A 14,961-nucleotide genomic window follows, 5' to 3' on the forward strand; every position below is an offset into this window, starting at 1 on the left:
TTCACGGTTCGCCGGCGGCCACGCCGGTCAACTCGGCGATCGATCTGTTCAGCCCATCGAAGATACGCTCGGCGACCCGAGGCGGAAAATCGCCGGGCAATTGCGCTGTCACTTCGTCGATGACCGTCGGCGCGGGTTCGACGATGTGCCGGATGATCGGCTCCGCGCTGTCGCCGAAACCGCATCTCTGCGCCATCGCGTCGAAGTGCCGGCGCTTGATCTCGCGAAACGCGTAGCGCCTGCTCGCACCGGGGATGGCCATCGCCAGCTTCGCCTTGTCCCACGACCATTGGTTGGCGCCGTCGCCTTCTACTGGCCAGATCGACATGACGTCATAGAGCGGCGTGAGGCGGTATTGTCCGCCCCTCGCCAGATGAATGCTGAAGTTCTTCGCGTGACCGTCGGGCGCGGCCAGCAGCCAGAACAGGATCTGCGCGCTCACGAGCGTTTGCACGTCACGGCGCGCTTCGGTCGACTGTTGCAGCACGCGCGCGAGATCGCGTCGGCGTCGCGCCATGGGGCTTGAGCCATCGTCCGTCGTGCCGCAGCAGCGCGGTCTTTTCCTGCGCGCCCGCGAGCGAAATGCGGAAGTCGTCGTCATGGTCGGTGCCCAAGGGCATGCCGCCGGCCACCTGATTCAGCAGGCTTTCGACGTCATCGTCGCTGAACGGCGTTCCTTCGATGCTTTCGATGTCTTTCGGCGCTTCGTCGTCGGCAAGCAGTTGCACGGCACCGACACAATCGCGACCGATGGCCCGCAGCAAGTCGAACGCATCGGCGCTGTCGGTCTGGAAGCGCTGCGCGATGCGGCGGCGAATCGGCTCGCTGTCGGGCAGAAGATTGTCGAAGTAGTTGAGCACGGCGTCGCCTTTCAGCGGCGCGCCGTCGAGACCGATCGGCAGCGACAGCGAGAGCGGACGTGCCTCGTCCGAGCGAATCCACTCGGTGTCGTATATGAGTTCCGCCGGTCCGCGCGTAGGCAGATTCCACGTTGCCACGCGCTTTCCGTTGGCCCATACGGACAACGCGCGGGAATGAAGCCGACGCCCGGCCATTACCGGTCGGCCTCGTTTGCTTCGATCAGCGACGTGTCGGGCCGGGCCTGCACCAGCAACTGGAGGCCGTAGACGCCGAACACCGCGAGGAGTTGATCGAGCGTCAGCGAGCTTGAATCGCGCTCCAGGGTAGAAAGCCGGCTTTGGCTGATGCCGAGGCGCGCCGCCGCCTGCGTCTGCGTCAGTCCGGCCTGCTTGCGGCCGGCCGCGAGCACATGGCCCATCTGCGCGACTGTCACGATAACTTGTTGCATGGCGCAAATTATCTGTGTGACGAAATAAAAGCAGTTTATTCGCCACACAGATAATCGGTCACCTACAAATCAGAGCGAGTATCTGCGAGAAGAATAAATACCGTTTATTCGTCCCGCAGATATTCGATGCCGGCGCTCAGTTCGGCCCCAGCTCTCCATCCCTCAGACGCCACAAGTTCAATGGATTGTCGTCCGCCAGCGCAGCCGGCAACAGCGCCGCCGGCAGATCCTGATAGCACACCGGGCGCAGGAAGCGCTCGATCGCCATCGCGCCGACCGACGTGGAACGGCTGTCCGATGTGGCCGGGAACGGCCCGCCGTGCACCATCGCGTAGGACACTTCGACGCCCGTCGGAAAACCGTTCGCGAGAATCCGGCCCGCCTTGCGCTCGAGCACCGGCAACAAGCGCCGCGCAAGCTCGACGTCGCCCTTTTCCATCAGCAGCGTCGCGGTGAGTTGGCCTTCGAGATGGCGCGCGACGGCGATCATCTCGTCCTCGTTGCGGCAAATGACGATCACCGACGTCGGTCCGAAAATCTCGCCCGACAGTTGCGGCTTGGCCAGAAATTCCTCCGCATTCACGCGATACAGCACCGGCAGCGCGCCGCTCGGTGCGTCGCCCTTCACGCCGGTCGCGATATTGCGCGCGCCGGACGCGTCGCGTTCCTGGATCCCGCTCGCGTAGGCCGCGGCGATCTGCGCGGTGAGCATTGTCTGCGTTTCCTTCTTCATGATCGCGGTGGCGGCAAGATCGATGAAGTCGTCGAGATCCGGCCCCTCCAGCGCGATCACGAGGCCCGGATTCGTGCAGAACTGGCCGACGCCGAGCGTCACCGAATCGATGTAAGCCGCCGCCAGCGTGTCGCCGCGCGCTTCCAGCGCGCCCGGCAACGCGAAAACCGGGTTCACGCTGCTCATTTCGGCGAAGACGGGAATCGGCACCGGGCGTTTCGCCGCGATATCGACGAGCGCGAGCCCGCCGCGCCGCGAGCCGGTAAAGCCGACGGCCTGAATCGCCGGATGCGCGACGAGCGCCTCGCCGATCGCATTGCCCGCGCCGACGACGAGCGAAAACGTGCCCTCGGGCAAGCCGTTGTCGGCGACCGCCTTCTGCACCGCGCGGCCGACGAGTTCGGACGTGCCGAGATGCGCCGGATGCGATTTCACGACCACCGGACAGCCCGCCGCGAACGCCGAGGCGGTATCGCCGCCCGCCACCGAAAACGCCAGCGGAAAATTGCTCGCGCCGAACACGGCGACCGGGCCGAGCGGAATCTTTTGCAAACGCAGGTCGGATCGCGGCAGCGGTTTTCTGTCCGGCTGCGCGGAATCGAGCGTCGCCGAGAGCCAGCGGCCCTCGCGCACGAGCGATGCGAAGAGCCGCAACTGCCCGACCGTGCGGGCGCGCTCGCCTTCGAGACGCGCCTTCGGCAGCGCGGATTCGGCCATCGCGCGCTCGATCAGCGTATCGCCGAGCGCGATGATGTTGTCCGCGATCGCTTCGAGAAACTGCGCGCGCGTTTCGAACGGCGCGTGGCGATAGTCGTCGAACGCCGCTTCGGCCAGCTCGCACGCGCGCGCCACTTCCGCCGCGCCGCCGCCGCCGAACTCGGGTTCGAGATCGGCGTTGCGCGCGGGGTCGAACGCGCGGAGCGTGGCATCGGTGCCCCGCACGGCCGATGCCCCGATCAGCATTTCTCCGGTGATCTTCATTTCAGCTCCTCATCTCTTGTTGGCGATGGGCGGCGAGCGCTGGGCGCGGCCGCCCGCTAAAGCGAGTGACCCGCGCCCCGCGCAAGCGTTCCGCGCGAGGCGTGCGAGTGGTCATCGAGAGCGGTGAAGCAAATGCGGTGCGCGGTCGAAGCCGAAGCGAAAACCGGTCTTGCGTTGACGCCAGAAACTATAGGCGCGACGCACCACTTGCGAAAGGAAGCGCCTCAGGTTTTGGCGACGGGCGTCGCGGACTTCCTGAACGTGATGTGCGCGATGCGCCGCACCAGCAGCGCCGCCACGAGCGCGGCGACGGCCGTCAGCAGCACGCCGATGTGGATCGACTGCACGAGCGCGTCGCGGGCGGCATCGAAGAGCGCGGGCCCGTCGAGACCGGCCGCGCCCAGTTCGGCGAGGATGCGCTCGCGCAACGCTTCATCGACGAGAATGCGCGGATCCGACAGCCGCGGCAGCCACTGCGCCGACACCGACGGCCCGAGCACGCTCACCGTGCGCGCCACGACGCTCGCATAGTGATGCGCGACGATCGTCCCGACGATGCTCGTGCCCATCATCCCGCCGACCATGCGCGTCGATTGCAGGAGCGCCGTCGTGATGCCGAAGCGCTCGCGGCCCGCGATCTCCTGCCCGAAGATATTCATGTTGTTGAGGATGAAGCCGAGGCCGATGCCGGTCGCGGCCATCGGCAATTCGATCCACACGTGCGGCGTCGATTCGCGCGCGAACGCGAGTCCGACCGACGCGATCAAAAGCAGCGTGAAGCCGATCGACAGGATATTCACCGGCTTCTTCATGTGAATCACGATGCGCGTGTTGATGAAGCTGCCGAGCGCGATGCACGCGGCGATGGGCGTCGCGAGCAGACCCGCGGCCTGCGGCGACAGGCCGAAGCCGCCTTGCAGCAGGAGCGGCGCGAAGAAGATCAGCGAGAACATCACGAAGCCCGCGAGAAACGAGAGCGTGAAGAGCGTGTTCATCTGCGCGTCGCGGAAAATGTCGAGCGGGATGATCGGATGCGTCGCGCGCCGCTCGCAGATCAGGAGCGCCACCGCGCACACCGCTACGCCGATGCCGAGCGCGACATTGGCGGCCGTCAGCCCGTCCTGCGGCAGCGCCTCGATCAGCGCCTGAAAGCCGCCGAGCACCAGCGCGACGAGCGCCGCGCCCGTCCAGTCGATCTTCACGCCGCCCTCGCGCGGCCGATGCAGGTTCGGCAGATGCGCCCAGATGAAATACAGCGCCGCCGCGCCGACCGGCAGATTGACGAGAAACGTCGAGCGCCAGCCCCAGTGCTGGCTCATCCAGCCGCCGAGCGACGGCCCGGCCGCCGTGCCGATGCCGTAAGCCGCCGCGAGCACGACCTGCCAGCGCACGCGGGCGCGCGGATCGGGGAACAGATCGGGAATCGACGCGAACGCGGTGCCGACCATCATCCCGCCGCCGACGCCCTGCAGCCCGCGCGCGAGCACGAGGAACAACATGCTGGGCGCGAGGCCGCACAGCACCGACGCGGCCGTGAACGTAATCACCGCGGCGATCACGAAGCGCTTGCGGCCGAAGTAGTCGCCGAGCCGCCCGAACACCGGCACCGTCACGACCGACGCCAGCAGATACGCGCTCGCGATCCACGCGTAGAACTCGAAGCCGTGCAGCTCCGCCACGATCGACGGCAGCGCGGTGCTGACCACCGTCTGATCGAGCGCGACGAGCATGTTGACGAGGCCGATGCCGAGCATCGCGTAGAGAGCGGTTCTGAACGGTAAAGCAGGCGGCGATTGAGTCACGGTCGGGCGGGCGGGATGGAGAGGTGCTAAAAAGAGATCGCGCCGCCGTTTGTTAAGCGGACGCTGATGTAGAAGAACCACGAATTGTACGGCCTGACTTGCGCCAGATCGACCTATCGCAAAAAAGCATCGGCGCTGATTCCGTCGACCATTGGCGATCTCGGTAAAAAAGCAACCCAGTAAGGTAAAAAAGTTTGACCGATGCCGTGCCCGCGTCAATTTTTCACGCGGGCCAATGGTTGCCCTATGGGAGAATCGTTTTGTCATTCATCAACAAAACGAAGCCCAAAATGTCCGTCGTGTCCGAACTTTCCCGTGCGCGCCGCAATTCGGCGCACTGCTCCACGTGCGCGATGCGTCATCTGTGCATGCCCGAAGGCCTGTGCGCGAACGACATCGCCAAGCTGGAGAACATCATTTCGGTGACGCGCAAGGTCAAGCGCGGCGACGCGCTCTTTCGCGCGGGCGACCGCTTCGATGCCCTGTTCGCCGTGCGCTCCGGGTCGATCAAGACGGTCATCACGCACGACGGCGGCCGCGAGCAGGTGACGGGGCTGCTGCTCGCGGGCGATGCGCTCGGTTTCGAAGGCATCGAGGAAGGCGAGCATACGTGCGATGCGATCGCGCTCGAAGACAGCTCCGTCTGCGTCGTGCCGTATTCGCTTTTCGAGCGCATGTGCCGCGAAACCGACGCGCTGCAAAAGCGCCTGCATCGCATGATGAGTCACGCGGTGAACCGCGAGGCGAATCACGTCGTGCGGCTCGGCATGCTGCGGGCCGACGAGCGCGTCGCGCGGCTGCTGCTCGATCTTTCGTCGCGGCTGTCGAAGCGCGGTTACGCGTCGTCGGAATTCACGCTGCGTATGACGCGCGACGACATGGGCAGCTATCTCGGCATGACGCTCGAAACCGTGAGCCGCACCCTGTCGCGTTTCGACAAGGCGGGCCTCATCGAGACGCAGGGCAAGTTCATCCGCATTCGCGACTTCGACGCGCTGCGCGCCGTCTGACGGGACATCGTCTGCGATTATTGCGTCGGCCCGAATAATCGCCGCCTATTTTTCTGTTGGCATGCGCTTCGCTACGGTTTAGTCTTTTCGATTCGACCGACGCGCGCTACGGCGCGCGATTTGGTCGATTGCGAAGCCACTGGCCAGCCACGGAGATTGGGCGACATGAACCGCGAACCTTCCCTGCGTCATCCGCTGCTCGAGCGCCTCGCCGAAGCGCGCCGCGTCACCGACGAGCTTTTCAATGTCGTCAAGCCCGAGCACCTTTACGACAGGCCGATCGCCGAGCGGCATCGCATCGTTTTCTATATCGGGCATCTCGAAGCCTTCGACCGCAATCTGCTCGATCAGCGGCTCTTCGATCTGCCGAGCCCGAATCCCGCCTACGACCAGCTTTTCGCTTTCGGGATCGATCCGGTGGACGGCGGCCTGCCGACCGATCAACCGTCCGACTGGCCTTCGCTCGACGAAGTGCGCGCGTATCGCGACACGGTTCGCGCCGAGATCGACGCGCATTTCGATCCGATCAGGATCGCCGCGGCGCCGCTTTCGGCAGACGAGCCGCCCGCGAAGCTGCTCGAAGTGGCGATCGAGCATCGGCTGATGCACGCGGAAACGCTCGCGTACATGCTGCATCAATTGCCGGTCGATAGAAAAATCGCGCCATCGAATGCGTTTTCGGAACGTTCGTCGGATCGCGATCTGTCGCACGAAAGCGTGCGCGTGCCGGCGGGCAGCACGACGCTCGGGCTGACGCGGGAAAGCGGCCTGTTCGGCTGGGACAACGAGTTCGGCGAGGAACGCATCGAGGTGCCCGCGTTCGAGATAGACCGCCATATGGTCACGAACGGCGACTATCTGCGTTTCATCGATGCAGGCGGTTACTGGAATCGCGATTACTGGGACGACGCCGACTGGGCGTGGAAGGAAGAGCAGCGCATCGCGCACCCGGCGTTCTGGATTCCCGGCGACGACGCGAACGCATGGCAGCTACGCACGATGTTCGACGAAATCGCGCTGCCGCCCGACTGGCCCGTCTACGTGAGCTACGCCGAAGCGAAGGCGTACGCGCGCTGGGCGGGCAAGTCGTTGCCGACCGAGGCGCAATGGCAGCGCGCCGCATCGGGCGCGCCGCATGTCGCGGAAGGCAACTTCGATTTCCGCCGATGGGACCCGGCGCCGGTGCAGGCGCATCCGGAGAATCGCAGCGAGTTCGGCGTCGAAGGGCAATTCGGCAACGGCTGGGAATGGACGTCGACGGAATTCGGCCCGCTGAACGGCTTCGAGCCGTTTCCGTTTTATCTCGGCTATTCGGCGAATTTCTTCGACGGCAAGCATTTCGTGATAAAGGGCGGCTCGGCCCGCACGGCGGCGTGCATGTTGCGGCCGAGCTTCCGCAACTGGTTCCAGGGGCATTACCAGTACGTCTATGCGGGATTTCGCTGCGTGAAGAACATCGATTGAGCGATCACCGCGCGCAACTTATCGTGCGGTCACATCCTTGGCCGGGACGTCGATGGTCGCCGTTGCATTGGCGGCCGGCGTCGCGCTTTCGCCCACGCCATCCTTGAAAGCCTTGACCGCGCCGCCGAGATCGGAACCGACGCTACGCAGCTTTTTGGTGCCGAAAACGAGCGCGACGATAGCCAAGACGATGAGCCAATGCCCGATGCTAAGACTTCCCATATCACCTAACCTCACAGAGATAAACGTTGAAACCGGGCGGAATGCGCAAGATTTACTCGACGCCCCGCTCGCACTTTGCGTATTCTGTCATAAAAATCAACAACTTATGTGACCCCGTTTTGAACTGCGCTCGGTAAACGGCCGGCTCCCGAGTATTTATTGCCTCGGCCCCCAAAATGGAAACGCCGCGCGTCCTCACGAGCGCGCGGCGTTTTTCGCTTGCTATCGACGCGATCAGAAATCCGTTGTCACCGACAGCAGCACCGTGCGCGGCGCGCCTTGCGTCAGATAACCGCCGATCGTCGAAGCCCAATACGACTTGTTCGCGACGTTGAGCACGCTCGCGCGGAACGTCGTCGGCTTGCCATAGATCACGGTCGCGTAACGCGCGCCGAGGTCGAAGCGGTTCCAGTGCGGAATCGACAGCGTGTTGGTCGTGTTCAGATACTGCGACCCGGTATAGATCCAGCGCGCCGTCAGCGTGAGGCCGTTGAGCATCGGCACGTCGTACTCCGCGTTCACGTTGAACATGAACGTCGGCACGCCGATCGGCTTATTGCCGTCCAGGGAGGCGTCGCCGAGACCGTATTGCGTCGCGTGGATATACGTCGCGCCCGCGATCAGGCGCACGCCGCGCACCGGCTCGCCGAACACCGACGCCTCGATACCGCGATGGCGCTGCGTGCCGTCCGAGACAAAAACGTTCGACGTGTTCGTGTAGGTCAACGGCTTTTCGATCTGGAACGCCGCGATCGACGCGCCGTACTGGCCGTTGTCATACTTTGCGCCGACTTCCCATTGCTTCGACTTCTCCGGCGGCAGCAGTTGCCCGGTGTTGACCGCGGTTGACGGCGCCGCCTCGCCGATCGTCAGCGCTTCGCTATGGTTCGCGAAGAACGACACGTTCTGCCACGGCTTCACGACGAGACCGAACAGCGGCGTCGTCACCGAGTCGTTGTAGGCCTCGGTCTGAACGCCCGTGTAGTCGAAGTTGTTCGCGTGGATGTCCTGGTGACGCACGCCGACCGTGAACAGCACGCGGTCGTTGAGGAAGCCGAGCGTGTCGGAGATCGAGACGCTGCGCAGCAGGCTGAGCGACGTGGTTTGCGGATCGGCGAGATTGCCCGCCTGCCCGATCGTCGCCGGATACGGAACCTGCGGCGTGTCGTAGATGCTCGACGCCCAAGAGCCGCTGTACGTGTACGCCGACCTCGAATCGACGCGCACGATCGACGCGCCCGCCGTCACGAAGTGCGACACCGGGCCGGTGTTGAAGTGACCGCGCACGCCGGCTTCGGCGGAAGTGCCGTCTTCCTTGTGCGGCACGCCGAGACGCGATTGCGTGACGCCCGTCGTATTGATGCTCGGCGACGAATACTCGCCGTGCTCGTCCGTATGACGCGCGCCGCCCGTCACGTAAGCCGTCCAGCCGGGCAGGAAATCGTATTCGGCGCGCAGGATGCCGACCGTGTCTTCGATCGAACTGTAGGTCCACGACTGCCCGTAGTTGTACGACGCCGACGGCGGTTCGGGAATGTAGTTGGCGTAGTCGTAGACCGTCGAGCGGCCGCCGTTCACGCGCTGGCGCTGATACAGGAAATCGGCGTACAGACGCAGTTTGTCGCCGCGCCAGTCGAGCGCCACGGCGGTCGTGTTATCCCGCCGATGTTCGTTGTCGATCGACGTCTCGCCGTCGTGATTCGCCTGATTCACGCGGATGCCGAACTGCCCTTCGCTGCCAAATCTGCGGCCGACATCGACATGCGCGCCGATCGTACCGGACGTCTCGCCATCGATCGTCACGCGCGTGAGCGGCTTGTCGTCGGCGCGCTTGAGTTGCAGATTCAGCCCGCCGCCCACCGCCGAGCCGTTCGGCGATGCGCCGTTCAGAAACGCGTTCGCGCCCTTGAACACATCGACGCGTTCGAGCGCATCCGTCGAGACGAGCTGACGCGGCGTGATGCCGTAGAGACCGTTGAGCGAGACGTCATCGCCTTGCAGCTCGAACCCGCGAATGATGTACACCTCGGAGAAGTTGCCGAAGCCGAACGCCGTACGCACCGCCGGATCGTTCGCGAGCACGTCCGAAAGCGTGCGCGCCTGCTGGTCCTCGATCAGCTTCGACGTGTACGTCGTCATGCTGAACGGCACGTCGATCATCTTTTGCTGGCCGAGCACCCCGAAATCCGCGCCGCGCGCGACCTGGCCGCCAGCATAGGTCGGCGCGAGATCGCCGGGCAACTGTTCCTTCGACGCCTGAACCTTGACGGCGGGCAGCGTGCTCTCGGCGGGCGAATTCGCGCCTTCAGCGTTGCTTGCGCCGGACGATTGCGCGTGAGCGGACAAGGAAAACACCGCCGCGACAGCCGCGACGATGGCTACGCTCGACGCGCGACGGACGAGCGCCTTCGCAGGCGTGGCCTGCAAGGTGGAAACACGGGAAACGGGCATGAATCAGAGAGGAACGTCGAAGTTGGTCGGTCTTCCGTCCCGGGGCGCGAATGGAATCCGGGCGGCATTGTTCTGAGCGTCGAAGCAAGCCGCGCAAGCGCGCGGCAGCCCGAGGCCGTTGTGCGCCGCATTATATTGCAAATAAGAGTCGTTATCATTCCGATAACGAGAGATTTGTCGTAACGCAACGTCTGACGCGCGTCAGGCTTTTGAATCGCGCTTTATGCGAGGATCCTCGGATTTACGAAGTCATTGAACGTGCCGACCGCGCATCGGCGACGGCGGCCGAATGACGGCGCGCCGCGCGCTTCCTGAACCAGATGATGAGCCCCGTCGCGCTGAGCACCGCGACCGCGATGCCCACGGCGCTCACGAGAATCCGTCCGCCGAGGCCGACGATGCGCCCCGAGTGCAGCGGAAACTGCGCCTGCATGAAGATGTCGCCGGCCGAGCCGCGGCCCGGAATCGTCGATCCCGCGAGCGCGCCCGTCTGGGCGTTGTAGTACAGCCAGGCGTTGCCGAGACCAACGTCGCCGTGATCGTGCCCCGGCGCGAAGAAACCGACGCCGTAAGCCTTGAACATCGGCGCGTAGTAGAGCGCGCCCGGCGGTTCGGTCAGGTTCTCGCGTTTCGCGTCGCGGGCGGCCATCTCCAGAATCTGCTCGCGCGTCGCTGGCGCCTTGCCCGGCGGGCCGGCGCGCACGAGTTCGGGGTTGTCGAGGAAAGAAGGCGAAAGCTTCGAGAACATCGATACGACCGGGCGCATCACGGGTTCGGAAAGATTCATCGAGATCGAGGTGAGCGCCATGACGAGCAGAAGGCCCCAGATCCACACGCCGCCGGAGCGATGCAGGTCGAACGTCAGCGCGTAGCCGCCGCGCTTCACGCGGAACGCGAACGACTTGCGCCACGCCTTCACGCTCGGAAACGACAGAATCAGCGCGATGCCGCTATCGAAGAACCAGAGAATGCCCACGATGCCGATGAGCCACGTGCCGATATCGAAGCCGCCGACGACCGGCAAATGCAGCGTGTAGTGCAGCTTGTAGAGGAACGGCATCAGATCGATGCGCGCGAGCGACACCGCGCCCCACATGCGCTGCGCCTGCACCTGCCCCGTCGCGGGATCGACGGCGATCTGGTTGTACGGCACGTCGAACGGCGCGTTCGTCGCCGGATTCGTGCGCGGCATCACCATCATCTGCGCGGTGTGCCCCGGCTCGATGCCGAGCGGCAGGTACGTCACCTCGACGCGCGGATCGGCCGCTTCGACGCGCCGCGCGAGTTCGAGCGGCGGAAGCGCGGGCGCATCGGTGCGCGCGTTGAAGAACGACGGATTCAGCAGCGCGTCGATCTCGTGATCCCACGCGATGATCGCGCCGGTCAGACCCGAGACGAAGAGAAAGAGCGCGGTCGCGACGCCGAGCCAGCGATGCAGGCGAACCAGAACCGGCCTCATGCCCGCTCCTCGGAGCGATAGTCGTGCGCGACGGCGATCATCTTTTCGACGTGATGTAAATAGGAATTGTTCGCAATTCTATCGACGACTGATCGGCCACACAAGCTTCTCGTAAGCTGCTTACCATTTTTTGTCACGAATCCGTGCCGACAGTGGAGCAAAAGTTTACAAGCTCGCGATGTTCAGGGCAGAATGCCGTCGCCCGATAATGCGAACGATTCGCATTTAAAACAACTCCAACCGACGACGGACAGACCATGAAATCAGCGACGCGCTCGCGCGCATTCCCGGCCACATCGACGATGCGGCCTTCGACCCTCGCCGCCCTGCTGCTCTTCGCGATGAGCCAGTCCGCGATGGCGCAAGGCAGCGACGGCGCGCAAGCCGCCGATCAACCCCACGAGGCGTCGCTGCCGGCGGTGTCCGTCACCGCGTCGCAGGACACGCTGCAGCATCTGCGCGACGACGTGTCGAGCGGCGCGCTCGGCTCGCGCACGCAACTGGAGACGCCCTTCTCGACGACGATCGTCACCGGCGAGGAGCTCGCCGACCGGCAGGCCAACAAGCTCGGCGACGTCTTCGCGCAGGACGCTTCCGTGTCGGACAACAGCAATCCGTACAACGCGTGGGCGAGCTACATCACCGTGCGCGGCATGCAGCTCGACTGGCAGAACGGCTTCAGGCTCGACGGCCAGCCGTACAACGGCTACGGCATCACGATGCCTTACGAGCAGCTCGAAAGCGTCGAACTGCTGAAAGGGCTGTCGGGCTTTATGTACGGCTTCGGCGCGCCGGGTGGCGTCGTGAACTACGTGACGAAAAAGCCGCCCGCGACCGACAGGCAGATCGCGAGCGTCGATGTCGGCTATCGCTCGACGTCGGTCTGGACCGAGCATCTGGATCTCGGCGGGCGCGTCGGCCCGGACAGCATGGTCGGCTACCGCTTCAACGCGACGCACGAGGAAGGCAAGACGTACAACGACGGCAACGTGCGGCGCGATTCCTTCTCGCTCGCCGCCGACGCGCGCCTGACCCGCGATCTCACCGCGACCTTCGGCGCGCTGTATCAGGAGCGGCATGCGTCCGGCATCACGACGGCGATTTCGACCGCGCGATATACCGGCACGTCGCTGCCGGCGACGCTGTCCGGCGGCAGCAGCACGCTGCAGACGCCCGATCAGCATCTGAACACCAACCTGCAGATCTACACCGCCGGCCTGCATTACAACCTGAGCCCGGACTGGACGCTCTCGGCGACGTACAGCTTCAGCAAGAGCACGCGCTATCGCAACGAAGGCACTTGGTATCTGCTCGATCAGGCAGGCGATTACGACGACTATCGCTTCGAAGGCAAGGAAGGGCATCAGCTGAACACGTTCCGCGTGATGGCCGAAGGTCTCGTGAAGACGGGACCGCTCAGGCATCAGCTCGTGTTCGGCGCTGATTACCAGAAGCAGACGACCGACTACGGCGCGAACTCCTTCTATGCGCAGCTCGGCACGGGCAACCTCTATCAGCCGAACGTGAATCGTTACGACAGCTCCGGCTTCTACACCTATCGCGCCGCCGACGTCACGCAGAAGGCGCTGTTCGCGAGCGACACGATCGCGCTGACCGAGCGCTGGTCCGTGCTCGGCGGCCTGCGCTACACGAACTACGAGCAGCACGGTTACGGCCTCGACGGCAGCACGTCGTCGACGTACACGCAAAACGGCGTGCTCACGCCAACCGTCGCGCTGATGTACAAACTCACGCCGGGCACGACGCTCTATGCGAGCTATGTCGAATCGCTCGAAGCGGGCAACGTCGTCGGCGACACCTATGCGAACGCCGGGCAATTGCTCAAGCCGCTGCGCAGCAAGCAATACGAAGTCGGCGTGAAGAGCCAGAACGCACGCTGGAGCGCGACGGCCGCGTTGTTCCGCATCGAGCGCGGCGCGCAGTATGCCAACAGCGACAACGTCTTCGTCGAGGACGGCGAGTCGATCTTTCAGGGTGCCGAAGCGGGCGCGGACGTGCGTCTCGGCCGGGACTGGACCGTCGGCGCCGATCTGATGTGGATCGCGACGCACTACGAGAAAGGCTCGACCAACAACGGCAATCGCGTCGCGGGCGCGCCGGGATTCGTCGCGGCGGCGCACGTGAATTACGCGGTGCCCGTCGTTCCGGGCCTGACGCTCGGCGCCGATGCGAAGTTCACCGGCAACACGAGCCTCAGTCCGTCCGGCGACATCAAGGTGCCGGGCTATCTGGTGATGAACCTCGGCGCGACCTACACGACGCGCATCGCCGGACATAACGTCGGGCTGCGCGCGGCCATCGACAATCTGACGAATCGCCGTTACTGGGAATTCCAGTACGCCGATTACATCCAGCCGGGCGAGCCGCGCACGCTCTCACTCAACGCGCGCGTCGAATTCTGATCCTTGCCGCGCGACATGCCTTGAAATAACTGGTCCGAGAGGCCCGCCCCTTGTGCCGCAAGGCTTGGCGGGCGGGCCGTGACATTCCGTGAAATAGTTTGCGCGTGGTTTTTAACCGGGCCGATCGCCACAATGGGTTCATTCGCAACCACCCACCAAGGCGAACAATCATGGAACTGGAACTGCTCGGAAAAATCTCGATGTACGTGATGGGCATCGTCCTCACCGCGTCGCTGCTCGAGGCCGTCGTCCTGCATTTCAAGTACAAGGGCACCGACAAGGCGTTCGACTGGCACGAGACCTGGATCTCGCTCGTCGATCTCGTCGGCCGCAAGCTCCTCGCGTTCCTGCCGCTCTCGCTCGCGACGCCCGTCTTCAACTTCGCGTGGGAGCATCGCATCCACACGGTCACGACGAACACGGCGCTCACGCTGTTCCTGCTCTTCATCGGACAGGAGTTCTGCTACTACTGGTATCACCGCGCGTCGCACACGATCCGCTTCTTCTGGGCGAATCACGCGGTACATCATTCGCCGAACCAGTTGACGCTGTCGTCGGCGTATCGGTTGGGCTGGACCACCAAGATCGCGGGCTCGGCCATCTTTTTCACTCCGCTCGTGTGGTTCGGCGTGAAGCCCGACGTGGTGCTCGCGGTCGTGTCGATCAACCTCCTCTATCAGTTCTGGCTGCACGCAACGTGGATTCCGAAGCTCGGCTGGCTCGAATATGTGTTCAACACGCCGTCGGCGCATCGTGTGCACCATGCATCGAACGCGACATATCTCGATGCGAACTTCGGCGGCGTGCTCGTGATCTTCGATCGCCTGTTCGGAACGTACGTGGAAGAGCGCGCCGATGAGCCGTGTGTCTACGGCCTGACGACGCCGGTGACGTCGCATAACCCGATCGTCGTCGAGATGCAGCACTGGGCCAGCCTCGCGAAGGACATGTACAACGCGAAGAGCGTGTCGGATGCGGTCGGCTTCCTGCTGCGTCCTCCGGGCTGGCTGCCGAACGGCGAAGGCGACACCACCGAAGAATTGCAGAAGCGCGCCAAGTCGATCGAACAACAACCGGCCCACGCGGGCCGATAACGAAAGCCTCGCA

Annotated in this window: 10 protein-coding genes and 1 pseudogene; 4 read left to right on the forward strand and 7 right to left on the reverse strand. The window is 64.3% G+C overall.

What is annotated here, in order from left to right; genetic code table 11:
* Position 1: 1 nt before the first annotated feature.
* From NCT05_RS21070 to NCT05_RS21085, 4 genes and pseudogenes are all read right to left on the reverse strand, one after another.
* Positions 2 to 1,055: pseudogene (locus NCT05_RS21070) on the reverse strand (HipA N-terminal domain-containing protein).
* The gene (locus NCT05_RS21075; protein WP_250503095.1) at positions 1,055 to 1,309 is read right to left on the reverse strand and encodes a helix-turn-helix domain-containing protein; all 255 of its coding nucleotides are present in this window, start codon (positions 1,307 to 1,309) and stop codon (positions 1,055 to 1,057) included. The pseudogene NCT05_RS21070 and the gene NCT05_RS21075 overlap by 1 nt, the downstream one beginning before the upstream one ends.
* 136 nt (positions 1,310 to 1,445) lie before the next feature.
* Entirely contained in the window at positions 1,446 to 3,023 is a 1,578-nt protein-coding gene (locus NCT05_RS21080; protein ID WP_250503096.1) for an aldehyde dehydrogenase (NADP(+)), read from the reverse strand.
* Positions 3,024 to 3,247: 224 nt separating this feature from the next.
* A complete protein-coding gene (locus NCT05_RS21085) occupies positions 3,248 to 4,777 on the reverse strand; it encodes an MFS transporter (RefSeq protein WP_250503123.1) in 1,530 nt (509 codons plus the stop codon).
* 338 nt (positions 4,778 to 5,115) lie between these two features.
* Here NCT05_RS21085 and NCT05_RS21090 point away from each other — a divergent pair, with 338 nt between their 5' ends.
* Positions 5,116 to 5,835: a helix-turn-helix domain-containing protein gene (locus NCT05_RS21090; protein WP_008352872.1), complete on the forward strand. Its 720-nt coding sequence runs from the start codon at positions 5,116 to 5,118 to the stop codon at positions 5,833 to 5,835.
* Positions 5,836 to 6,000: 165 nt separating this feature from the next.
* Complete coding sequence (locus tag NCT05_RS21095) at positions 6,001 to 7,299, forward strand: SUMF1/EgtB/PvdO family nonheme iron enzyme (protein WP_008352871.1); 1,299 nt, start codon at positions 6,001 to 6,003, stop codon at positions 7,297 to 7,299.
* 18 nt (positions 7,300 to 7,317) lie between these two features.
* Here the strand turns inward: NCT05_RS21095 and tatA are convergent, their stop codons facing one another.
* The 3 genes from tatA to NCT05_RS21110 form a co-directional block, all read right to left on the reverse strand.
* Positions 7,318 to 7,521 (reverse strand): Sec-independent protein translocase subunit TatA, encoded by a 204-nt coding sequence (gene tatA / locus NCT05_RS21100; RefSeq protein ID WP_008352869.1) that lies wholly within the window; start codon positions 7,519 to 7,521, stop codon positions 7,318 to 7,320.
* Positions 7,522 to 7,755: 234 nt separating this feature from the next.
* Positions 7,756 to 9,972 (reverse strand): TonB-dependent receptor, encoded by a 2,217-nt coding sequence (locus NCT05_RS21105; protein ID WP_250503097.1) that lies wholly within the window; start codon positions 9,970 to 9,972, stop codon positions 7,756 to 7,758.
* A gap of 241 nt (positions 9,973 to 10,213) precedes the next feature.
* Positions 10,214 to 11,431 (reverse strand): PepSY-associated TM helix domain-containing protein, encoded by a 1,218-nt coding sequence (locus NCT05_RS21110; RefSeq protein WP_175979524.1) that lies wholly within the window; start codon positions 11,429 to 11,431, stop codon positions 10,214 to 10,216.
* A gap of 257 nt (positions 11,432 to 11,688) precedes the next feature.
* Here NCT05_RS21110 and NCT05_RS21115 point away from each other — a divergent pair, with 257 nt between their 5' ends.
* Together NCT05_RS21115 and NCT05_RS21120 are read left to right on the forward strand one after the other, a co-directional pair.
* Positions 11,689 to 13,854 (forward strand): TonB-dependent siderophore receptor, encoded by a 2,166-nt coding sequence (locus tag NCT05_RS21115; RefSeq protein ID WP_502800887.1) that lies wholly within the window; start codon positions 11,689 to 11,691, stop codon positions 13,852 to 13,854.
* Positions 13,855 to 14,024: 170 nt separating this feature from the next.
* Entirely contained in the window at positions 14,025 to 14,948 is a 924-nt protein-coding gene (locus NCT05_RS21120; RefSeq protein WP_250503098.1) for a sterol desaturase family protein, read from the forward strand.
* Positions 14,949 to 14,961 lie beyond the last annotated feature (13 nt).

Source organism: Caballeronia sp. AZ7_KS35 (assembly GCF_023631045.1).
GTDB classification, from domain to species: Bacteria; Pseudomonadota; Gammaproteobacteria; order Burkholderiales; family Burkholderiaceae; genus Caballeronia; species Caballeronia zhejiangensis.